Origin of the sequence: Kribbella sp. DT2, from assembly GCF_049844575.1 — a bacterium.
Taxonomy (GTDB): domain Bacteria; phylum Actinomycetota; class Actinomycetes; order Propionibacteriales; family Kribbellaceae; genus Kribbella.
Genome location: NZ_JBNCLH010000002.1, coordinates 586,593 through 609,099 on the forward strand (window position 1 = coordinate 586,593; position 22,507 = coordinate 609,099).

Annotated in this window: 12 protein-coding genes; 7 read left to right on the plus strand and 5 right to left on the minus strand. The window is 68.0% G+C overall.

Features of this window, described 5'->3' with window-relative positions:
• Window positions 1-48: 48 nt before the first annotated feature.
• Both ACLQ2O_RS11520 and ACLQ2O_RS11525 read left to right on the plus strand, forming a co-directional pair.
• Window positions 49-6,276, plus strand: a complete 6,228-nt coding sequence (locus ACLQ2O_RS11520; RefSeq protein ID WP_425830169.1) for an RHS repeat-associated core domain-containing protein — start codon at window positions 49-51, stop codon at window positions 6,274-6,276.
• A complete protein-coding gene (locus ACLQ2O_RS11525; protein WP_425830171.1) occupies window positions 6,269-10,219 on the plus strand; it encodes an RICIN domain-containing protein in 3,951 nt (1,316 codons plus the stop codon). Before ACLQ2O_RS11520 ends, ACLQ2O_RS11525 begins: the two co-directional genes overlap by 8 nt.
• Before the next feature lie 73 nt (window positions 10,220-10,292).
• Here the strand turns inward: ACLQ2O_RS11525 and ACLQ2O_RS11530 are convergent, their stop codons facing one another.
• A complete protein-coding gene (locus tag ACLQ2O_RS11530; RefSeq protein ID WP_425830173.1) occupies window positions 10,293-11,198 on the minus strand; it encodes a ParB N-terminal domain-containing protein in 906 nt (301 codons plus the stop codon).
• Window positions 11,199-11,597: 399 nt separating this feature from the next.
• Between ACLQ2O_RS11530 and glf the strand changes: the two genes are divergently transcribed.
• Window positions 11,598-12,815 (plus strand): UDP-galactopyranose mutase, encoded by a 1,218-nt coding sequence (gene glf / locus ACLQ2O_RS11535; protein WP_425830175.1) that lies wholly within the window; start codon window positions 11,598-11,600, stop codon window positions 12,813-12,815.
• Window positions 12,816-12,836: 21 nt separating this feature from the next.
• On the opposite strand, the gene ACLQ2O_RS11540 is transcribed toward glf, so the two are convergent.
• From ACLQ2O_RS11540 to ACLQ2O_RS11550, 3 genes are all read right to left on the minus strand, one after another.
• Entirely contained in the window at window positions 12,837-13,697 is an 861-nt protein-coding gene (locus ACLQ2O_RS11540; RefSeq protein ID WP_425830177.1) for a PEP/pyruvate-binding domain-containing protein, read from the minus strand.
• 11 nt (window positions 13,698-13,708) lie between these two features.
• A complete protein-coding gene (locus tag ACLQ2O_RS11545; protein ID WP_425830179.1) occupies window positions 13,709-15,502 on the minus strand; it encodes a PEP-utilizing enzyme in 1,794 nt (597 codons plus the stop codon).
• 1,124 nt (window positions 15,503-16,626) lie between these two features.
• On the minus strand, window positions 16,627-17,406 hold the full coding sequence (locus ACLQ2O_RS11550; RefSeq protein WP_425830181.1) for a class I SAM-dependent methyltransferase: 780 nt from the start codon (window positions 17,404-17,406) through the stop codon (window positions 16,627-16,629).
• A gap of 109 nt (window positions 17,407-17,515) precedes the next feature.
• On the opposite strand from ACLQ2O_RS11550, the gene ACLQ2O_RS11555 reads away from it, so the two are divergent.
• The 4 genes from ACLQ2O_RS11555 to ACLQ2O_RS11570 are packed head-to-tail and all read left to right on the plus strand — an operon-like array spanning window position 17,516 to window position 21,332.
• Window positions 17,516-18,307 carry an aminoglycoside 6-adenylyltransferase gene (locus tag ACLQ2O_RS11555; RefSeq protein WP_425830183.1) on the plus strand — a complete coding sequence of 264 codons (792 nt, stop codon included), beginning with the start codon at window positions 17,516-17,518 and terminating at the stop codon, window positions 18,305-18,307.
• A 9-nt stretch (window positions 18,308-18,316) separates the two neighbouring features.
• Window positions 18,317-19,597 carry a protoporphyrinogen/coproporphyrinogen oxidase gene (locus ACLQ2O_RS11560; protein ID WP_425830185.1) on the plus strand — a complete coding sequence of 427 codons (1,281 nt, stop codon included), beginning with the start codon at window positions 18,317-18,319 and terminating at the stop codon, window positions 19,595-19,597.
• Window positions 19,594-20,781 carry a glycosyltransferase gene (locus tag ACLQ2O_RS11565; protein ID WP_425830187.1) on the plus strand — a complete coding sequence of 396 codons (1,188 nt, stop codon included), beginning with the start codon at window positions 19,594-19,596 and terminating at the stop codon, window positions 20,779-20,781. Before ACLQ2O_RS11560 ends, ACLQ2O_RS11565 begins: the two co-directional genes overlap by 4 nt.
• Window positions 20,778-21,332 (plus strand): 2'-5' RNA ligase family protein, encoded by a 555-nt coding sequence (locus ACLQ2O_RS11570; protein ID WP_425830189.1) that lies wholly within the window; start codon window positions 20,778-20,780, stop codon window positions 21,330-21,332. Before ACLQ2O_RS11565 ends, ACLQ2O_RS11570 begins: the two co-directional genes overlap by 4 nt.
• On the opposite strand, the gene ACLQ2O_RS11575 is transcribed toward ACLQ2O_RS11570, so the two are convergent.
• Complete coding sequence (locus ACLQ2O_RS11575; RefSeq protein ID WP_425830191.1) at window positions 21,320-22,480, minus strand: cytochrome P450; 1,161 nt, start codon at window positions 22,478-22,480, stop codon at window positions 21,320-21,322. The two genes, ACLQ2O_RS11570 and ACLQ2O_RS11575, sit on opposite strands and share 13 nt — an antisense overlap.
• Window positions 22,481-22,507: the final 27 nt, after the last annotated feature.

The following is a 22,507-nucleotide window of genomic DNA, read 5'->3' on the forward strand; positions in this document are numbered from 1 at the left end:
GGACCGCTACCTCACTCTGTGGGCGAAGCCGTGAGCGAGGAGACCATCATGTCGGATTCGTCCCACCGACCCTTCGGACGCCGTACCCTCCGCCGTTGTTCCCGGAACGGTCTGGCCACGGTGGTGAGTCTGGCGCTACTCGCCGGCAGTCAGGACGGCGGCCTGACCGCTGCGGCGGCCGCGTCCCCCGCTGATCCGCAGATCGCCCTGCGCCGGGACGTTTCGGTGCCCGGCGTCGAGGCGAAGCCCGCCGCGCGCCCGGCCGATCCGGCGATGGCCGACGCGACCCGGAAGCGTACGCCGCAGCTGATCTGGCCCACGGCCGGAACGGCGGAGGTCGCCGTACCGCGGATCGGCGACGGTACGAGCCGCGGCCGGTGGGACGCTCTGCTGTCGGGCCGTCCCAAGGTGACCAGGCAACGCGCCGGCAACCTGCCGGTGTGGATCGGCCCCGGGACCGAAGCCGTCCGGAACTGGGTGTCCACCGGAAAGACCAGTGGCCCGGCCAAGGTCCGGGTGTCGATCAGCGGTCGCCAGGGGGACGCGCTGGCCGTCGAAGTCCGGCGTACAGACGGACTGAAGGCCGCGGGCACGGTCGGGCTGACGCTGGACTACTCCGCCTTCGCCGACACCTACGGTGGCGGTTGGGCGAGCCGGCTGCGCCTGTACGACGTGAAGTCCGGCAAGTCGTACGCGAGCAGCAACAAGGGCGACGGCACCGTGCGGGCCGAGGTCCCGGCCAACTCGTCGCTGCGGATGGTCGCGGCCGAGTCAGGTGGTGGCGGCGACTACGGCAAGGGAGACTTGTCCGGCGGCGCGGCCAAGTGGACGGTCGGGGGACCGTCGGGTGCCTTCGAGTGGTCGCTGCCGGTGGAGGCGCCGCCCGGCATCGGCGGACCGCAGCCGTCCGTCGCCCTGCAGTACTCGTCGTCCACCCTCGACGGCCTCACCTCGTCGTCGAACAACCAGGTGTCGGCGACCGGACAGGGCTTCGACGTCGCCGGCGGTGGAACCATCGAGCGCCGGTTCAAGAGCTGCTCCAAGGACAAGGGCAACAACGGCGCCAAGATCACCGGTGACTTCTGCTTCGCCGGCGAGAACGCCGGCCTGGCGATGACCGGTAAGACCGGTGACCTGTTCCTGGTGGCGAAGACCTCCACGTCGGAGACCTGGCGGCTGCGCGGTGACGACGGCACCGTGGTCGAGAAGCTGTGGGGCGCCGCGAACGGCGACGAAGGTGTCGCGGCCGCCGAGAAGGGTGAGTACTGGCGGGTGACCACCAAGGAGGGGATGAGGTTCTACTTCGGGCTGAACCGGCTGCCCGGCTGGGCGTCCGGCCGGCCGGAGACGCGCTCCGCGATGACGATGCCGGTGTTCGGCAACCACGCGGGAGAACAGTGCAACCGCGCCGCTTTCGCCGACTCGTGGTGTCAGCAGGCGTTCCGCTGGAACCTCGACTACGTGGTCGACCGGCACGGCAACACGATGAGCCTGTACTACGACAACGAGACCAACAACTACGCCCGCGCCGTCGTCTCCACCGCGGTCAGCCCGTACACCCGAGCCGGCAACCTGGTCAGGATCGAGTACGGCCAGCGCGACGGACAGGCCTACACCCAGAACCCGATCGGCAAGGTCCTGTTCACGCTGGCCGAGCGGTGTGAGGGCGCGAACTGCGGCCCGGCCCAGCCGGCGACGTACCCGGACACTCCGTTCGACCTGCGCTGCACGAGTACGACGAACTGCAACAACCACTTCACGCCGACGTTCTGGTCACAGAAGCGGCTTGCCAAGGTCACCACGCAGGTGTGGCGGGACACCGGCTTCAGCGACGTACAGACCTGGACTCTCCGGCACGAGTACACCAACGGCGCCGGTAGCGGACGGGCACTGTGGCTGGAAGGGGTGACGACCAACGGCAAGGTGGGTGGCGACGCCCAGATGCCGGAGACCAACTTCGACGGTGTCGGCCTGGACAACCGGGTCGATCCGGCCAACCCCGACCTGCCGAGCATGGTGTGGTTCCGCATCCAGTCCGTGCACTACGGCACCGGTGGCGACCTGGCGGTCAGCTACTCGGGCAAGCAGTGCACCGCCTCGAGCCTGCCGGATCCGGCCAACAACGACCGCCTGTGCCATCCACAACGCTGGACCCCACCGGACCAGGGCGAGCGCCAGGACTGGTTCCACAAGTACGTCGTGACCGAGGCGAACGAACTGGACCGCAGCGCGACTTCCAGTGTGCCCGCGGCGCCGGTCCCGGTGACCAGCAAGGTCGAGTACCTCGGTACGCCGGCCTGGCACTACGACGAACAGGACGGTCTGGCGGACACCACGACGCACACCTGGAACCAGTGGCGTGGGTTCGAGCGCGTCCGGCTGCGCAAGGGCGCCGCCAGTGAGCCGCAGTCGGTCACCGAGACGCTGTACTACCGCGGCATGGACGACGACCGCAGGTCGGACGGCTCCGCACGGGACGTCAAGCTGATCGACTCCACCGGCGTCGCGGTCGACGACATCAACGAGTTCTCCGGTCAGGTGCGTGAGCAGATCACCTACAACGGGTCGGCGGTCGTTGACAGGACCATCAGCGACTACTGGCGCTCCGACCAGCCCACAGCCGTCGAATCCCGTCCGTGGGGCACCCGGTACGCGTACCTCACGGGACAGAAGGGCATCACCCAGTACCAGGCCGTCGACGGCGGGGTGCTGCAGGTCGCGAACCGGCAGGAGTACGACACCAGGGGCCGGCTCCTCTGGAAACACTTCGCCAACGACGCCGGCACCACAGCCGACGACAGCTGCACCCGCTACGAGTACCTCGACAACCCGGTCACCGGGCTCCAGGAGCTCCTCAGCCGCGAGCAGACCGTCGCCGTCGGATGCGACAAGCCCTACACCAAGGACCAGGTGCTGAGCGACGAGCGGATGTACTACGACAACAACACCTCCACGACCGCCACCCCGACCCGTGGCCTGCCGACCAGAGGTGAGCGGCTGGCCGGCTTCGACGGCGGCGGCAACCCGACGTACGAGACGGTCTTCACCGCGACGTACGACGCCTACGGGCGCCGGACCACCATCTCGAACGCGGAGAACAAGACGGCGCGGGTCACGTTCTTCCCCGAGTACGGACCGACCAGCAAGGTCACCGAGACCGCACCGAACGGCATGCAGTCGTCGGAGGAGTTCGAGCCGGCCTGGGGCGAGCAGATCGCGGCCACCTCACCGGACGGCAAGCGCGCGGAGGTCACCCTCGACCCGCTCGGCCGGACCGCGAAGGTCTGGAACCCGGGACACTCCCGCGGTTCCGGCCCGGCCGACATCGAGTACGAGTACCTGCTCCGCGGCGATGCCTCGTCGGCGGTTGTCACCAGGGCCAGACTCGGCGAGGGCCGCTACGACGTGACCTACGAGCTGTACGACGGGCTGCAGCGGCTCCGGCAGACGCAGGAAGGTACGCCGGCCGGAGGCCGCCTGGTCACCGACTACCGCTACGACAGCCGTGGCAAGCAGAACATCGTCTCGGGGGCGTACTTCAACCAGGCCGCACCGAGCACCGAGATCCTGTACGTCGACGACGCCGTCGTCCCCAAGCAGGAAGTGAGCGTCCTCGACGGCGCCGACCGGCCGGTCGCGCAGATCTTCCGGTCCGAGGGACAGGAGAAGTACCGGACCAGCCACCAGATGACCGCGACCCGGCAGAGCATCGACCCGCCTCAGGGGCAGGCACCGACGACCAGGCTCACCGACGCTCGGGGCCGGCTCACCGAGGTGCGTCAGTACCAGGGCGACAGCTGGACCGGGGCCTACGACAGCACCAGGTACACCTACACCGCTCTCGGTCAGCTGAAGACGCTGACCGATGCCGGGGGCAACGTCTGGAGCTACCAGTACGACGTCCAGGGCCGCCGGACCACCGAGACCGACCCGGACCGCGGAACCACCAGGTACCAGTTCAACGCGGCCGACCAGATCGTGTCGAGCACCGACGCCCGCGGCGTGACGACCGCGTTCACGTACGACGACGTCGGGCGGAAGACCTCACAGCGCAGCGGGTCGCCGACCGGACCGGTGCAGATCGCCTGGACCTACGACACGCTGGCCAAGGGGCGTCCGAGCTCGATGACGCGCTACGTGAACGGGAACCCGTACACGACCCAGTTCACTGGCTACGACGACGCCGGCCGGGCGACCGGTCAATCCGTGACCCTGCCGGCCTCCGAAGGAGCATTGGCCGGGACCTACACGGTCTCGCAGACCTATACCGACGACGGCAAGGTGGCGACCCGCGAACTGCCCGCGGTCGGCGGACTGGCCGCCGAGACCCTCTCGACGACCTACAACGACCAGAGCCTGCCGACGGCCATGAGCAGCGAGCTGGGGACGTACGTCCGCGACAGCAGCTACACGCCGTTCGAGGAGACGGACACGCTGACGCTCGGCGAGACCAAGGGGCGCTGGGTCCAGCAACGGTTCGAGTACGAGTACGGCACCCGCCGACTGACCCGCGTGGTGACCGACCGGGAGCTGTCGCCGCGACGGATCTCGGACACGCAGTACAACTACGACCCGGCCGGCAACGTCACCAAGATCACCGACACCCCGTCGACCGCCAGCGACGAGTCGATCGACACCCAGTGCTTCGGCTACGACTACCTGCGTCGGCTCACCCGCGCCTGGACACCTGGATCGGGTGACTGTGCGGCCGCTCCGACGGCGGCCGGTCTGGGCGGCCCGGCGCCGTACTGGCACAGCTGGACGTTCGACAAGTCCGGCAACCGGCAGACCGAGAAGAAGGTGACACCGACCGGTGACACCACGACCAGTACCTACAGCTACGGCGTCGGTACGTCGGCCAACGCGCTGAAGAGCGTCACCACCGCGGGGCCCGCCGGCACGACGACGAACAACTACACCTACGACGCCACCGGAAACCTGACGTCACGCACCCAGGGCGGAAGCAGCGAGACGCTGAGCTGGACCGACGACGGCAAGCTCGCCGCCACCAGCAAGGGCTCGTCGTTCGTGTACGACGGCGACGGCAACCGGATCCTGCGCCGCGACTCCAGCGGGACCACGCTCTCTCTCGGCGAGACCGAGCTCCGGCTCGGCACCGACGGCAAACTGAGCGGCACCCGCTACTACACGTTCGGCGACGACCTGGTCGCCGTCCGGACCGACGGCAAGCTGAGCTGGCTGCTGGCCGACCTCCACGGCACTCCGGCCATCGCCGTGGACTCGACCAGTCAGGTCGTTCAACGTCGCAGGACCACGCCGTACGGCGACGTCCGCGGTACGGCGCCCGTGGACTGGCCCGGGCAGAAGGGATTCCACAAGGGCACTGCCGACCCGGACACCGGACTGGTCCACCTGGGTGCCCGGGAGTACGACCCATCGCTCGGCCGGTTCATCTCGGTCGATCCGGAGGTCGATCCGGAGGAACCGCAGTCGCTGAACGCCTACGCGTACGCGAACAACAGTCCGGTGACCTTCGAGGACTCCGACGGCCGGGTCGCGGTCGTCCTGGTTCCGGTGGCCCTGAGCGTGGTGGTCCTCGCGGTCGTGGTCGTGATCGTCGCGATCCTCGTCGCGATGGTCATCGAGCAGCTGGTCCCGGTCATCACCTGGGTCGCCGACCGGGTCTGGAGCTGGCTGGGGGCGGTGTTCCGGGCCGTCGCGCGGGCGATCGTCGTCTGGGTGACGGTGTTTCGGACCGTCCTGAAGGTCGTGATGAAACGGGTCGTCAAGTACGTGGCGAAGGTCATCGTCAAGATCATCTGGCGGTACAAGAAGGTCGCCGACAAGATCCGCAAGGCGGTGCGCAAACCACCACAGTCGATCAAACCGAAACCCAGCAAGCCGCGCCCACCGGTGCGGCAGAAACCCAGCGCCGGCGGGAACAAACCCGGGGGAGCCAACCGGCCGGGCGGCAAACCGGACAAACCGAACCGCGGCAACCCCGGGGAGCGGATCAAGCAGGATCGCGCCCAGCAACGCGCCGAGCAGGAGCGCCGCCTGGAGGAGATGCGAGAGCAGGTCCGGGAGCAGGTGGGCAACCCCCGGCGTGAGGAATGGCAGAACGAGACCGCCCAGGAGGTCAACCCGCATCCGACCAAGTACCCCGACGGCACCTCGAAGTGGAAAGAGCCCTTCAAGGGCGGAGACTTCGGTTCCATGACCGGAACGAGCGGTGGCTGGAAGGTCATCCTGACCGGCGGGTTCCTGGTCGAGGTCGTGAAGCTGATCAAGTGGTTCGGGAGTGCCGGTGGCTAGGCGGCGCGGTCTGTTGGCCGGCTTCCTCGCGCTGCTCCTGGCGGTCCCCGGGCTGGGAACCGCCGAGGCGGTCGAGCAACCTTCGACACCGGTCGACGCCACGAAGCCGGTCGAGCAACCTTCGACACCGGTCGACGCCACGAAGCCGGTCGAGCTGACGCACCTGCGCACAAAAAGCACCGAGGTGTACGCCGACTCCTCCGGCATGCGCACCCTGGTCGCACACCCCAGCCCGGTCCGCGCCCGCCGTGGGAAGGACTGGGTGCCGATCGACACCACCCTGCACCGCGGTGCCGACGGCACGGTGCGGCCGGGGGCGACCGTGACCGGACTGGCGCTGTCCGGTGGTGGTGACCGGGCGCTGGTCACCCTCACCGACCGCTCGACGAGCCTTGGTCTCACCTGGCCGACCGCGCTACCGAAGCCGGAGTTGGAGGGTGACACGGCGACCTACCGTGAAGTGTTTCCAGGAGTCGACCTCGGGGTCCGGGCGGAGCCGGACGGATTCGCGCAGTTCCTGGTGGTGAAGAACCGGACGGCCGCCGAACGGCTGACGAAGATCGACTTCGGCCTGACCACGGCCGGCCTCCGGGTCCAGGACGGCCCGGCCGGATCGACGGTTGCCGTCGACAACAATGGCCGTCCGGTGTTCAGCGCCGACAAGGCGGTGATGTGGGACAGCGCGGCCCGGCACGCGACGATGCCGACCAGGCGGTCCGGCACCGGGCTGAGCGTCGTACCGGACCGGGCACTGCTCACCGCGCCGACCACCGAGTTCCCGGTCTCCATCGATCCGTCCTGGACCGCGGGGCATCAACTGTGGACGCACGTCAACCAGATGTCGCCGAACCAGTCGTACTGGAACTACGACCGGGCCGAAGGTGCGAAGGTCGGACTGTCCTGGGACCTGGCCGTGCGGTACCGATCGTTCTTCCAGTTCGACACCAGCGCGCTGGCCGGGTCGAAAGTGGTCTCGGCAGCTTTCGACATCGTGCTCGACCACTCGCCGTCCGGCAGCCCGACGCCGGCGGCGCTGTGGCGGACCGCCGCGATCGACGCCGGGCAGCCACTGACGTGGAGCAACTCCGGTGGCCAGTGGCTCGAGGAGCTGGCCCGGGCCAGCGGCAACGCGTGGACCGGTCATCAGCCGGACATGGGTATGCGCTTCACCAGCGACACGGTCCGGACCATGATCCAGGGGATCGCGACGGCCAGGACGACCAAGGCCACCTTCGGCCTGCGGGCGCCGGACGAGGGCAACAAGTACCAGTGGAAGAAGTTCTTCCCGAACACCGCCGCTTTGGTGGTCCGTTACAACAACGTACCCCGGCCGCCGAGCAAGGTGAACTTCTCCCGGCCACGGCCGTGCGGTACGCCGGACGCGCCGACCGTGGTCAGCGGGCTGGTCCCGCCGTCGTTCTCCGCGGTGGCCAGTGACCCGGACAACGACAACCTCACCACCAAGCTGTCGATCCGCCTGGCCGGCGACGACTCCGTGGCCTACGAGTCGACCTCCACCACGACGACCTCCGGCGCGGCGTTCGCCTGGCCGCAGTTGGCCTCCGGCGCGCTGACGCCGGGCGTTCCCTACTACTACATTGCCAGTAGCAACGACAACGTGCCCGACGACGGGATCGATTTCGGCGCCGAGAGTCCGCGCTGCTATTTCGTGCTGGACGCACAGTCGCCGGCGGTGCCACAGCTGACTTCGACCGACTTCCCGGCCACCGGGGAGCCCGGCATCCCGGCCCGCACCACCGGGGTGGTCACCATCCGGCCGGGCGCCGGCGAGACCGACGTTGCCGAGTACCTGTACGGCGTCCAGCAGGACCGGGTCCTGTCCCGCGTCAAGGCCGGTGCCGATGGAGTGGCCAAGCTGCCGGTGACGGTCTGGCCCGATCCCACCACCGGTATCCCGCAACAGCGGCTCTACGTCCGCGCGGTCGACCGGGCCGGGAACGCCGGCGCGGTGACCCGTGCCTACGATCTCGTTGCCTCCGGCAATGATGCGGTGATCCCGCGGGTGCGTGGGGACATCAACGGGGACGGACGCGCGGACGTCAGCGCCGTACTCGACCAGGGGTGGGGGCGGACGGCGGTCTGGAACGTCCTGTCCAAGCCCGGTGGGTTGCAGACCGGGACTCTGGCCTGGGACTCGGGGGAGAACGGCGGGTTCGCGCTCTACCGGACCAGGCCGGTGCAGGGCGACTTCGACGGTGACCAGCGGTCCGACACCGTCCTGTTCCGCGAAGAGGCGGGTCGCCGGATCTCGGCGTACCTGCTGAAGTCCGACGGGAACTCCTACACCGCGGGCTCTACGCCGGTCTGGTACTCAGGATCGGCAGGCTGGCCGTTGAGCGGCGCCCGGATCGTGTCCGGCGACGTCAACGGCGATCAGCTGGACGACATCGCGGTGCAGCTCGACAACGGCAACGGCACGTGGCGAGTAATGCTGTATCCCGGTGGCAACCTGGGTACGCCGGTGCAATGGGTCACCACCAACGGCGACTGGTCACGCAGTGCCCCACTGCTCGCGGACATCGACGGTGACGGCCTCGACGACCTCGTCGACATGATGAACCTGGGCAACTGCCGTACGCAGGTCACCGTGCGCAGATCCACCGGGACGTCGTTCAGCGCGACCTCGACCACGGTGTACGACGGGTCGTCGTACTGCTGGGAGAAGAGCCGGCCGGTCGTTGCCGACGTCAACGGTGACGGGCTGGACGACGTGGTGGCGATGTACGAGCACGGGCCGTCCGATCTCGCGCTGCGCGTGTTCTTGTCCAACCGGACCGCCCTGACCGAGTCGCAGTGGTACCGCGGAGCGCTCGATCCGGCCAAGGCGGCGCTGAGCGCAGGCGACTACACAGGCGAAGGGAAGGACGACGTCGCGCTCGTGTACGCGCTGGGCGGCGGCGGCCGGGACGTGTTCACGCTCGTGTCGAACGGGTCCTCGTTCGCTGCGCCGGTCTCGAAATGGCGTGAGCCCGCGGTCGGTGCCACCACCGGTCCCAAGTTCGACATCGACAACCGAGCCTACGAGTTGGTCGCGCGGCACAGCAGCAAGTGCCTCGACGTACCGAACGCGAGCCAGACCGACGGTGTGGCCTTCCAGCAGTACCAGTGCGTCGGCACGCTCCAGCAGAGGTTCCGGCTGGTCCAGATCGCAGGCACTGACCAGTTCGAGGTGCACACGGTGCACGCGAACGGTGTCGCCGTCGACGGCAGACCGCGCTGCCTGGACGTTGACCGGATGCTGCAGGACGACGACGTTGCCCTGCAGCAGAGGCCCTGCTCGAATACGGCCAGCCAGCAGCTGACGGTGGAGTATCTGGAGGGCAGTAGTTACGACACCGTGGTGCGCTTGCGCTTCGCGCACAGTGCGAAGTGCGCCGGGGTACGGCAGTCGTCGCTGGGAGACGGCGCGCCGGTGGTCCAGCAGACGTGTTCGGCGGAAGCCAGTCAGCAGTGGATCCTGCGGCCGGTCTTCACCGGGCAAACACTGAGCGGCCGCTACCGCATCGCCTCGGCCCGCGGTGGCAAGGTGCTGGACATCGTGGACTGTGGGACGAATCCGTCCACCATGGACATCCGGACGTGGTACTGGGTGCCTGCAAGTCCCTGTCAACGCTGGCAGATCGTGCCCAAGGGCGATGACATCTACCAGCTGCACGACCCGAACTCGCGGACCGACATCGACGTCCAAGGCTGCCCCGGCAGCGCTGGATCGCCTGTGGTTCCGGTGCTGCCGAACGACACCGCGGAATGCCAGGCCTGGCGTATCGAACCAGCAGCCGACAACACCTGGAGCATCGTGCAGAACACCTCCGGACGCTCGATGGACGTGGCCGGCTGCAGTGACCTGGTCGGCGCCGACGTGATCACCTGGCCGTACTGGAACGGCGCCTGCCAGCGCTGGGTGCTGACGCCGATGAACTGACTGCGCCGTCCATACTTCGTCGGGAGCCACTCTGCTGTACAGCGCGGCGTGCACCGTGCCGGCGGTCTTCGTGTCAGCCGGTACGGTCCTGTGATCCGAACGCCGAGTTGGCGATATCCCCCCACCTCACGGCATTTCGGCGGCTCAGTTCAGCGATCCGCTGCAAGCTGAGCGCCGGTAGGCCATGCACCGCTTGACCTTCGATGAGGTCCGCCTGGAGCCGAAAGGAGCTGAGGACCGTCCGTCCCGCTTCCGTGTACCGCAGGGAGGGGTCGCGCATCAGGCTGTCCAGGAGTGCGCCGGGCGCGCGATCCTCGGGCATCGAAGAGGCGCCAGTGGACCGGTTCTTCGCCCTCGTGGTCGCCTGACGTGGTTGTACCGGATCCTCACCTCGCTCGAGCCGCGCTTTGACATCACGCACCGTTGACGCCGATATTCCCGCGGATCTGGCCACCTCACGGAGTGAGGCGTCCGGTCGGCGCTCCAGGATCTCAGTGGCCATCCTGCGTCCTGCGGCCGCGTTGATGGGCCGGACTCTCCCGTCCAGGCCGCGCCGCGCAGTGCGAGCGCTGGCTCGGCGATCCGCGCGTCTGATCACTCCCACGACCTTCGCCGACAGTCCGACTTCGCGTCCGACTGCGCGGTCGGACCAGTCTGGGCGGATCGCGATGATCCCAGCGGCGGCCGCCTTGCGGTCGGCCGGTTCAAGAGGCAAGCCATGCGCACCATTCGCGCGGACGGCTCTCAAGAAGGCCTCTTCGTCGTCGTCGTCAACGAGGATGGCAAGGATCTGCGCCGAACCGCGCAGGTGTGCCGCACGCCAACGGTGCAATCCATCGACGATTCGCAACGACTCCCGCTGAACCAGTACCGGCGCGAACTCCGCATCCGAATCAGCGAGCCGAACCGCGTAGTCCTCGTCGACGCCGACCCGTCGGAGCACCACTCCGGGGCTGAGTCTGCTGAGTTCGATCGGCACTGCCGCTACCTCATGGTCGGCGCTACTCCACGACGAACTGGGCGGTCGGGAAGACAAGCTGGCACCCCCATCGAATCCTGCAGGGTCGCGGACCGAGCGCCCCGAGGCGGACGGAACCTGGCAAGCGGACTAGATTGGTAACGTTCAGCGACACTACGACGGCATTGCGGTCTGCGCCAGGTACAACCCATACAGTTCGCGTTGTATCAGTCGCGAGATCTCGTTGCGCGTACTCTCGTTCTTCCGTTCGAGTGCAGACGATCCGCAGTTGCACAGTTGCGACCACGCAGTACGGCGAGGAAGCGTTGGTGTTCGTCTGTGGCGAGTTCGCCGGAGGGGTAGGTGTGCTGACGTGATTGCCGAAGCGCAACGGCGCTGCTGTCGAACAGGCCTGGTCTGATGACAGGGCAGGCCTCCTGCACACCTCGACCAGGTGATGCCCTGCAACAGACAGATCTTGTGGTCGTAGGGTCCGGCCTCTTCGGTCTGACTGTGGCCGAGCGGGTAGCGCGCGACTCCCGACGTCGGGTCTTGATCCTGGAGCGACGCCCGCATCTCGGCGGCAACGCCTATTCGGAAGCCGACAGCACGACCGGTATCGAGGTCCACCGCTACGGATCTCATCTCTTCCATACTTCGAGCGACCGGGTCTGGCAGTACGTCAACCAGTTCACGGCCTTCACGAACTATCGCCATCGGGTCTTCACCGTCCATCGCGGACAGGTTTATCCAATGCCGGTCAACCTTGCGACGATCTGTGCGTTCATCGGCCGGCACCTCAGCCCAACTGATGCGCGCGCATTCGTGGCGGCGCAGGCACAGGAGGCCGCCGGCGCCGCCGGGAACTTCGAAGAGAAGGCCATCTCTGTCGTCGGACGCGCTCTCTACGAGGCCTTCTACCGCGACTACACCGCGAAGCAATGGCAAACTGATCCGCGCGAGCTTCCGGCATCGCTGGTCGGCAGGCTCCCGGTCCGGTACACCTTCGACGACAGCTACTTCGACGACAAGTACCAGGGCCTCCCGCTCGACGGATACACCACCTGGCTGCGCGGGATGGCGGACCATCCGAACATACAGCTCGAACTCGACGTCGACTTCGCCGAAGTGCGGCACCTCGTTCCACCGACGACGCCCGTGGTCTACACAGGCGCGTTGGATGAGTACTTCGGCCGAAGCCGCGGCGCGCTCGGCTGGCGTACGCTGGACTTCTCTCGCGAAGTCGTCGACACGGGGGACTTCCAAGGGACCGCGGTGGTCAACTACGCCGACCGCGAGGTCGCGTTCACGCGAATTCACGAGTTCCGGCATCTCCACCCGGAGCGGACTTCCTATCCCAGGGATCGCACCGTCATCATGCGTGAGTTCTCCCGAGCCGCTGGAGAGCGGGACGAACCGTACTATCCGGTCAACACGCCCGCGGATCGGCAACTGGTGAAGTGTTACCGCGAACTCGCCGCCGCGGAGTCGCGCCGGGCCAACGTGCTGTTCGGTGGTCGGCTGGGGACCTATCAGTACCTGGACATGCACATGGCGATCGCATCGGCGCTGACCCTGTACGAGAACAGGATTTCTCCGCACTTCTCGCAGGGGCGTCCGCTGTGGAGTGCCGACTGAGGTCCGCGTCGGCTACTGGTTTCACAGCCTCCGCAAGACATCCGCGACGCCGAACTTCTGCCCGGCGGTCGATGGCAGCGTGGTGATCGCCCGGGATTGAAGGATGCTCACTCGAGGACGCTCGCCGTCCTGTGCGGCCCACTCGACATCTTGTGGGCCGCCGAGCGCCTGCTCGAGTGCCAGGCCGACGCGGGCCACTTCGGCGACCAGAGGCGAGTCGGGCGTGATGCCGCCGTCGGCAGCAGGCCCGTCGAGGACGCTGAGCGAGAGACGATCAACGCGGTACCGGAGCGGGTCGACGCTTCCGTCGCAGACGAGGGCGGCGGACTGCGGCACCAGCTCGACCACCAGGACCGCCGGATCCGGCCGGACAGGGTCGACCGAGAAGAGCACACCGGCCCAGTCGGCACGCACCATTTCCTGAACAAGAACGGGCATCTGCCGAAACGACGGTTCGTCGGCCTCTGCACCGGACTCGGCCTCGAGGTGGGTCCGGTAGCGCTCGGCCCGGCCATCACGTCCACTGGCGCGGCAGCGTGCGACCGCATCGATGATGGCCTCGATGCCGCAGACATCGAGGAAGCTGGTGAACTGACCGGCGAAGGATCGCTGCGGCCCGTCTTCTGCGACGGCGCTGGAGCGGACGGCCACCGCTCGGCCATGACCGATCCACCTGCGGCACGCGGCGGTCAGTTCGGCGTGTGTCAGCGGGTGGCACTCGGACCCGTCCTGTTCCGCCTCTTGACCGGCACCGGTCAGTACCGGCGCGTTCTCGGTGATCACGAAACCCGGCGGCACGGCGAAACCGTCGCGGCGGAGCCGCCCGAGGACATGAGCCTTCCCGCCCACCAACCGGCGATCGTCAACCTCCGACAGCGGCACGATGCGACTGGTCAGCTTTCCTCCTCGACCGGGATGACGGTTCCGGCGGAGCCGTCGAGGACGACCCGCTGGCCGGTGGACAGCGTGCTGCAGGCGGAGCGCACGCCGACGACCGCCGGTACGCCGTACTCGCGCGCGACGATCGCGGCGTGGGCCATCACGCCACCGATCTCGGTGACGAAACCCCCGATGATGTCGAAAACCCCCGTCCAGACGGCGGATGCGGTCGCCGCCACCAGGATGTCGCCGGGTTGGACCAGGTCGAGCTCGGTATCACTGCGAACCACCCGCACCCGTCCTTGCACCCGGCCAGGACTCGCCGCGTGACCGGACAGGCCGACTGCCGGCCGCGGCTGGTCGCCGTCCGCGCCGAAGAGCAGGCGGATCGCTGGATCGCCTCCGGCGGTCGGCTCGTTGCCAAGGCCGGCGGGCGGCTGCCAGCGCTTCAACGCGTCGATGATCTCGAGCCGCCGTCGAACACGATCCTGGATGCGGCGACGCATGCCGGTGGGCGCACCGGTGCTCCAGGACGCGGCGGCTTCGTACAAGGCCTGAGCGACCTCGAACCTGTTCAGCAGGAAGACATCATCCTGCGTGCGCAGAAGGTCGGCGTTCACCAGTACCGTCGCGAACTCCCGGATCTTGCGCCAGAAGACGAGGTGGAACCAGTTCTCCAGGTAGAACGAGTGATCCTCGACGAACGCGCAGACCTGCCGCGCGGAGTCCAGGGCGCCGTCGAACTGTTGCCGTGCTTCGGGCGAGCTGAGGAGGCGTCGATAGGAGGCGGCCAGTTCGTCCGCCTGTCGACGGCGGTCGGCGGCCGTGGGTCGGGCGGCGGACCCGGAGGTGTCGCCGAGTCGTTGCCGGATGTGGTTCCAGACCACTTCTGGGTGGTCCCGCCATGATCTGCTGTCGTGCTTCAGCCCGCTGTCGCTCGCGATGTTGAACCAGGGATCCGCGAGGTCCTGCCACGCCGCCAGCCATGCACGTCCTGTCTCACGTTGCTGCAGGAGGGGAAGAGCTTCGAAGTAGTCGTGCCCGTGGATCAGGTCCTCGAGACCGTACTGCGTCGCAGTCGCGGCGAGCCGTACGACTCCGTCCTGGGCGCGAAAGAGCACGCTGTCGTGGCCGGCCAGCAGGTGGGCGACAGTCTGGTCGGTGACGCCGGGGAAGTAGTGCTGGGCCAGGTCGTACAGGCTGAGGTAGGCCGAATATCCCAGCGTCAGCAGCTCGAAGTGATGCTGCCAGGCCGTGAACAGATTGGCGATCGTTCGGTCGTACCGCTCGAGGAGCAGCCTGCTGCTGGCCCTGACGGCGCCGTCGCGCAGGACTTGATCCTTTTCCAGCGTGGGCAGATCCGGGACGGCAACGGCGTCGGTGTCGGCGATCAGCGCCGTCACCCGGTCCAGCCATCTGCGGTGAAGGCGTGGCCAGTTCGCGTAGTAGTAGTCGGATCGATCGGCGAAGACCTCGGCGCGGACCGCTCGCTCCTGGGTGTCGGTCACCGGCACCGGGCTCAGATACGAATAACCGTTGAGGATCCGGTGTTCGGTGCCGTAACCGCCGGGCAGGGAGAACACCCGTGAGGTCCATTGCCCTTTGGCCAGGCGCACCGCCTCGTTGACGATCGAGTCGAAGGGGTACTTCACGCCGGGATGGTGCAGGCTGTCCTGGAGCCAGAACGCGCTGCTTTCCCACGTCGAGTTCTCGGGGCTGAAGAGAAGGTACTCGGGATACATCTCCTGCCAGCCCTCGGCACCGGGCGGCGTCTTGATGTCGTGCGGAGCGGACTCTCCCGCCTGCATGCGGCCTCCTGCCTCTGCCGGATCTCACGGCGTCACAGCGCACCAAGTCCGGGGAGTTTACCCGCGCTGCAGGCTGAGCATAAGGTCCGCAGGGCCGGCCGCCACTTCCTACGATGGCAGCGAACGGCTGGGCCCTGGACCTGGGAGGCGCGGTATGGCGGACGATCCCGACCACGGGGCCTGGGTTCTCTCAGCGGTCCGCCTGGCGTCGGCGCGGACGCTCCTGCACGATGCCTCGAGACCGGTCACGTTGTGGCGCCAGCGGGCCCGGTACGCGCTCCTGGTCGGGATCACCCGCTCGATCGGCCTCAGCGCGAGCTCGGTCGGTCGTCGGCACTGCCGGGTGATCCACGCTACGCCTGGTCACTGCGTCCTGATGTACCCCGAACGCGAGGCTGACGTGGTCGAAGCGAACCTCGCCGCGTCGCGGGACTGGCTGACCGGGATCGGCATCCTCACCACGCTGCACCGCGCCGATGAAGCAGTCGGCCTGGAGCCCGGATCATGGCCGCGGTTCGAGGCGGCCTGGCGCCTGGTTCAGCGCGACCCGGCGCCGAAGGAGGCGTTGCGCACGAAGTTCTCCGGTAGCTCGCCGATCTCCCTCGACGATGTCGGTGCGGCGTTGGCGACCGCGCGGCATCCGTTCGCCCGGCAGATCAGCAGGGAATGGCGGTCGGTCGTCGCATGCTGGGATCCCGCGGGGTTCCCTGCGTTCCTGGGCCACATGTCGGTGGAAGACCTGCTGGCACGTGAGGTGGTGCCGAACGGGCTCGGCCTGGCACGTCTGGACGCGCGCGGCTTCCGGCCGGCGTTGGTGGGCGAGGTGCTGTCCGGCCGCGAGCTTCTGGCGCGTGGAGCTCAGCTCGGGCGGTGGTTCATCGTGGAAGTTCCGCGGCTTGTCGCCGGAATCAACGACGGACAGCCGGCAGCTGGTCGGGTCGGCGTCCTGCTGTCGGTTTCCGACGACATCGTGCTGGTGGGCAGCACGCCAGTTGTTGCCGCCGCTCATCGTCTCCTTGCCCGGGAGTGGGCCGTCAGCGGTGTCGGCGTGCTGGTAGCAGGGATGTCCTCGCCGGGGTCGGGGAGCACCTTGGCCGACTTGAGCCGGGCTGCCCTTGCCGATCTCACTGTGCGGACTGCTGAATTCCGAGCACATGAACCAGTCGGGCCGTTGCCCGGTAGGGATCTCGGCGACTCGCCTCGTACTCGACGGCCTGGAGCAGCAGCAGTTCGTCCTCGGGCAGGCTGTCCAGGTCAGCGCGATGATCGCTGAACACGCCGACTCCGTACCAGGCCTGCTGTGAAACGCCGTATCGCTGCAGGACGGCCGTCAATCCCTCGACCGTGTCGCCACGGGTGGCGGCGCCGAGCCATCCGGTCGTGCTCTGAGCCCCGAAGCTGGCGAGCGCCTCGGCAAAGTCCCCTTGCAAGGCCGGTCGGTAGGCGAGCGCGGCCGCGTTCTTGGTGACCACCGAGACGAGTCCGCCGGGGGCGCAGAGACGAACGAGGGCGCGGACCTGGGGCTCCGGATCGGCGCTGTACATCAGAACGCCGTGGCACAGCACTCCGTCGAAACCACCGGCGGGCAGTTCATCGGCCGCTTCTTCGGCGGTCATCGCAAGGACTGTCATCCGGGCCCGCAGTCCGGGGGGCAGGCTGCTGATCAGTTCTTCGGCCCGGCGCCGCATTAGCGGCGACGGCTCCACCAAGGTGACATGGTGTCCTTGACGCGCGAGCGCGACCGCCTGCTGACCGCCGCCGGCGCCCACGTCGACGAGTCGGGCCGGCCGTACGGCGAGGTGCTCGCCGATCTGGCGCGTGATCAACTCGATGCGCACTCGCCCTCGCGGGGTCCGGTAGTGCTTCAGGAACCGGTCGACGACGGCGTGATCCTCGTTCCACATCCGAACCATCGTATGGACCATGCCGCTGCGTCGCCACCGCGCGACACCGTGTTGTCAGGGCATCTCGAACTTCATAGAGTGCTACAAACCACGGCAGACTGGGGCGACGATGAATTCGGACAAGCTGATCAACAGCATCAGCCAGGCTCTGCAGGATGATTCGCGCGTGTTGGCGGCGTGGCTGAGTGGTAGCCGCGGGCGGGGCACGGCTGATCGTTACAGCGATGTGGATGTCTGGCTGGTGGTGTCGGCTGACGACGTGGCCGGTTTCATCGAGGACTGGCCCGAACTGTCCGATCGGATCACGCCGACGGTGCTGCGGCAACAAGTGGGTGGCGGGCCGGTGTTCAATGCGGTCACGCCGGACTGGCAGCGCTTCGACATCGCGATCGGCACCCCCGAGGACGTCCCCAACCGCAGCCGCTCGACGCTCCGGCCGCTGTTCGACCGGGCCGGTCTGACCGAGAAACTCAAGGACGTCGGTGAGGCGTTGGCGCCGAATCCTGGCCGGGTCGCGGGCCTGACGACCGAGTTCTTGCGGGTCCTCGGTCTGCTTCCTGTGGTGGTCGGGAGAGAAGAGTACGTGGTCGCGGCGTCCGGCACGGGTTTGCTGCGGCAGTTGCTGATCCAGTTGATGCTCGAGGACGTCGCGGTCGAGGACCGCGGCGGCGTGCTGCGTCTGAAGGGACTGCTGCCGCCGCAGCGGCTGGCCGAGTTGGCCGAACTGCCGGCGATCGAGGCGACTCGCGCCGCCGCCCTGGCCGGTCACCTTGCCTGCGCCCGGGCCTTTCTGCCGCTGTCCAGGGAACTGCACGGTCGCTGCGATCTGGAGTGGCCCGAGGAACTGGAGGCAGCCGCCCGTCGGCACCTGCGAGCCGAGCTCGATCTGGAACTCGACTGAGGTCCGGCCGTGCGGACCGTGGTGGTGGGCGCCGGCCCGGTCGGTCTCGGCGTCGCCTATGCCCTTGGTGATCAGGACTGCATCGTGCTCGAGCGGGAGTCCGAGGCGGGTGGTCTGTGCCGCTCGTTCACGGTCGGCGGTGCGACGTTCGACTACGGCGGCCACGCCTTCTTCACCAAGCACGCCGAGGTCGACGAGTTGCTGACCCGGTTCGCGCCGCACGAGCTGTACCGCCAGCCACGCAACGCCTGGGTCTACGCGTACGGCACGTTCGTGCCCTACCCGTTCCAGTCCAACCTCTTCGGCCTGCCGGTCGACGTCGTCGCGGACTGTCTGCTCGGTGCGGCGCGGCAAGCCGCGGCTGCCGGCGACCCACCCGCCAGTCTTCGGGAGTGGATCACCGCATCCTTCGGTGACGGCATCGCCCGGCATTTCCTGATGCCGTACAACGAGAAGCTGTGGGCGCATCCGCTCGACGTCGTGGCACCGCAGTGGACAGGTGAACGGATCGTGCAGCCCGATCTCGAGGACATCGTGCTCGGTGCGCTGTCGCGACGCGACTACCGCAAGTACCCCAACGCCAACGTCCGCTATCCCCACCAGGGCGGCTTCGTCGAGCTCTACCGCCCGCTGAGCACAGCGGTAGAGCACCGGATCCAGTACGACGAGTTCCGGCAGGTGGATCTGGCCCGGCGGACAGTGGTGACCAAGTCCGGGACGGCGTTGCCGTTCGACGCTCTGGTGGCGACGCTGCCGTTGCCGGACCTGGTCGCCCGAACCATCGACGCACCCGCTGAGGTCAGGAGCATCGCGCAGCGTCTGCGGCACAACTCCCTGTATCTGGTGAGCCTTGCAGTGGATCCGGCGAACGCGTCGGACATGCACCGGGTGTACGCCGCTGATCCGGAGATTCCGTTCCACAAGCTGGTGCTCAACAACAACTCGTCGTCGTCGCTCGCCGCGGCCCCGGTTTTCGGCATGCAGGCCGAGGTCTCGTTCTCCGAACACAAGCAGGTCGCGCGTGACGGTCTGGTCGACCGGGTGGTCGCGGCGCTGGTGCGGATGGGACTGCTGCGCTCGCCGGCCGACGTCGGCGCCTGCGACGTGCGCGAAGTTCGCTATGCGTATCCGGTCGCGACGACCCAGACACCGGCCGCGGTCGCGGACCTGCGAGAGTTCTACGCCGGACACGGCGTCATCCTCGGCGGCCGGTTCGGAGAGTGGTCCTACATCAACTCCGACAGTGCCCTGCAACGGGGACTGGACATCGGCAGGGAACTGGTCCGGTGACGCCGCCGGGCGCGATGGTCGTCGTACCGCCCACCGTCGGGCATGTCAATCACGGCGTCGCCCTCGCGAACGTGGTCCGGGAGGCAGGTTTCCTACCGGTCTTGATCACCGGCACCGCGGCACTCGGCCACGTGCGCCGGCTGAACCTGGAGTACCCGTGGGCTTGCCTGCCGTCGCACGACCTGGAACACCTGGACCGGGACGACCCGCGGCGCCGACCGCACCTCGAGCAGCTTTGCGACCCCCGGTTGGTTCGGGCCGCAGTGCGCGACCAACGCGATCTGGTCGCTCGGCACCGCGCCGCGATGGTCATCGGGAAGGACTACTTCGCTGCCGTCCTGACCGCTGCCGCCTGCGGCATCCCGTACGTGTCCTACTACACGGATGGCGTCGAGGCGCTCCTCCACGCAACGTCGCGTCAGACAGTTTCGGACCCGGACGGGCTGACCAGGAACCTGCGGGAGGTCGCCGCCAAGGAAGCGATCGACGTCGACCTGGCGACAGTGCCGGACACGCTGCGGTCCGGTGTCCTCAACATCGTGCGGGGCTTCCCCCGGACCGCCGCGGTCGCTCCGCAGGCCTGGCAGGCAGACGAGGACACGATCGTGTTCGCAGGTGCGCTGACCTATGACGCCTCGGTGGCGGAGGTCGATCGGTGGTCGCGGCTGATCGCCGAGCTGGGGCGGCCGCTGTACTACGTCACCTTCGGAACGACGCTCGGTGACCCGCGTCGCTTCGCCGCTGTCGCCGATGCCGCGCAGTCGCCTGCCGGACGCTGGCTGGTCGCCGATCCGGACGACGAGTTTCCCGCGGCCGCCTCCCACGTGGTCGTCGAGCGTTACGTTCCCAATGCCGCCGCACTGGCCAACGCCACCGTGGTGATGCACCACGGTGGCCACGGCACCACCTTGTCGGCGCTGATGGCCGGCGTTCCACAGTTGGTCGTTCCGGACAATCCGCGGACCCAGCAGTCCACTCACGGCCTGGTACTGCAGGAACTCGGGGTCGGTCAGCTGATGAGTGCGCAGGAGTGCTCCGGAGAGGCCATCGTGGATGGCATCGCGAACCTGAGTCAGCCGGCGGTCCGCGCCCGGGCGCTTGGCTTGAGCGACCGGCTTCGTGCTGATTCCGAGGCGTACCGATCCGAGCTGACGCGTCGCCTCGCCGCCGTGGGGCGAGGATGAGCGGACTCTCCCCGGCTTATCCGCGCTGCTTCGTCGCTGTCGCCCCGTGCGAGTCCCTGTCAGTCGCACAGCACTGCCGGCTGTCAGGTGACGTTCCCGTCGCCTTGGATTGGGCCGAACCCGCGGTTCTTCATGTCACCTTGGCCTTCCTCGGCTGGCTGACCGCGGAGCGCTGTGATGTCGTCCGCAAGGTCGTCGGCCGTGTGGAGACCAAACCTCCGGCCAGGCTCACACTGACGGGCAGGGCCCGCGTTGTCGGCGCGGAGGAGACTCGAAGTCTGGTCGCCGAAGTGGCTCCCGACCCAGCGTTGATGGACTATCGGTCCGCAGTGGCCGAGGCGCTTGCCGCGCAGTTCGGATCAGTGGCTCCGGCTGACCGGTACTGGCCGCACGTGACCATCGCCAAGGTGGCACCCGGTCCGCTGCCGGCCGACGAGGCATGGGTCGTCGACCGGATCAGCTTCGCCGTGTCGTCTGCACGGCTCTGTGCCGGGCGAACGCTCTGGATCGAGCCGCCGGAGCCGCCGCCTGATGAGGATCAGGCCAGGTAGCCGTGGATCGCCTGGTAACGCCGGATGGGAAGTTCTGGTGCACGGATCACCGATTCCGGCTGGAAGACCAGATCCGACGCCGACAGGCTGCCGAGCAGGCTCCCTGTGATGCCTTTGGCGATGCCCACACCTGGGCAGTAGTGACGCCCGCCGCCGAAGGTGAACGAGCGGGCGGACCCGCTGCGGTTGGCCCACCGCAGCGGGTGGGGAAAGGCGGTGGGGTCGAGATTGGCGGTGGCAAGACCGATGACCACTCGATCCCCGATCGACAGCCGATGTCCGCCGATCGTGACCGGTCGTCGAGGGTATCTGCTCGTGAAGCGGAAGGGCGTGGCCAGCCGCAACGCCTCGTCCCGCAGCGTCTCCAGTGGCAGGGTACGCAACGCGGCTCGGTCGAGAGACTCACCGATCAGACCGACCGTGGCGACGACGGGATCGTAGGCGCCGGTGACGACCTGGGCGAGTGCGGCGGTCGCCGCCTCCGGCCCCGCAGCCGGTGAGTTCCACAGCGCCGAGAGCTCGGCGACGAGTGGTGCGGTGGCTCCGCGGCCGGCCCGGATCTGCGCGTCGAGCCAGCCGTGCAGCTCAGAGATCGCGGCCATCGTCTCCGCCGCGCGGTCGGCCTGCAGCGCAGGTGTCGCCAGCTCGTCGATCAGAACAGATCCCCAGGCGATGAGCTGGGCCGCATCGTCGCCCACGATGGACGACACCGCGTGCTCGGCGACCGGACGGGCGACGTCGGCCATCCAGTCGAATCTCTCGCCGCGCAGTTCGGTGATCCGCCGTGTCGCAAAGGACTTCCACGCCGGCTCGGCCTGGGCCAACGACAGCCGACGAAGACCGCGGACGATCGCCGACCGAACCCGGTCGTGGTACTCCCCGTCCGAGAACACCGGCCATTTGGCGAAGAACCCTCTCGTGCTCTCGAACAGCTGCCGGTGCGCGGGATCCGCGGTGTCGAGTCGGCGGCTGGAGCTCCGGTCACTCCACAGGGACTCGTCGGCCAGGACTCGGCCGGCGTGGTGGGCCGAGTACACCAACAGTCCACTCCGCGTTCGCTCCACCGCGCGATCGGCCACGGTGGCGGCGAGTACGAGGTTCGCGTCGTCAGCGCTGTAGTCGGCAAAGATGTCCAGTGCGCGGCCCATCAGCCGAAGGTAACATGACGTTTCGAG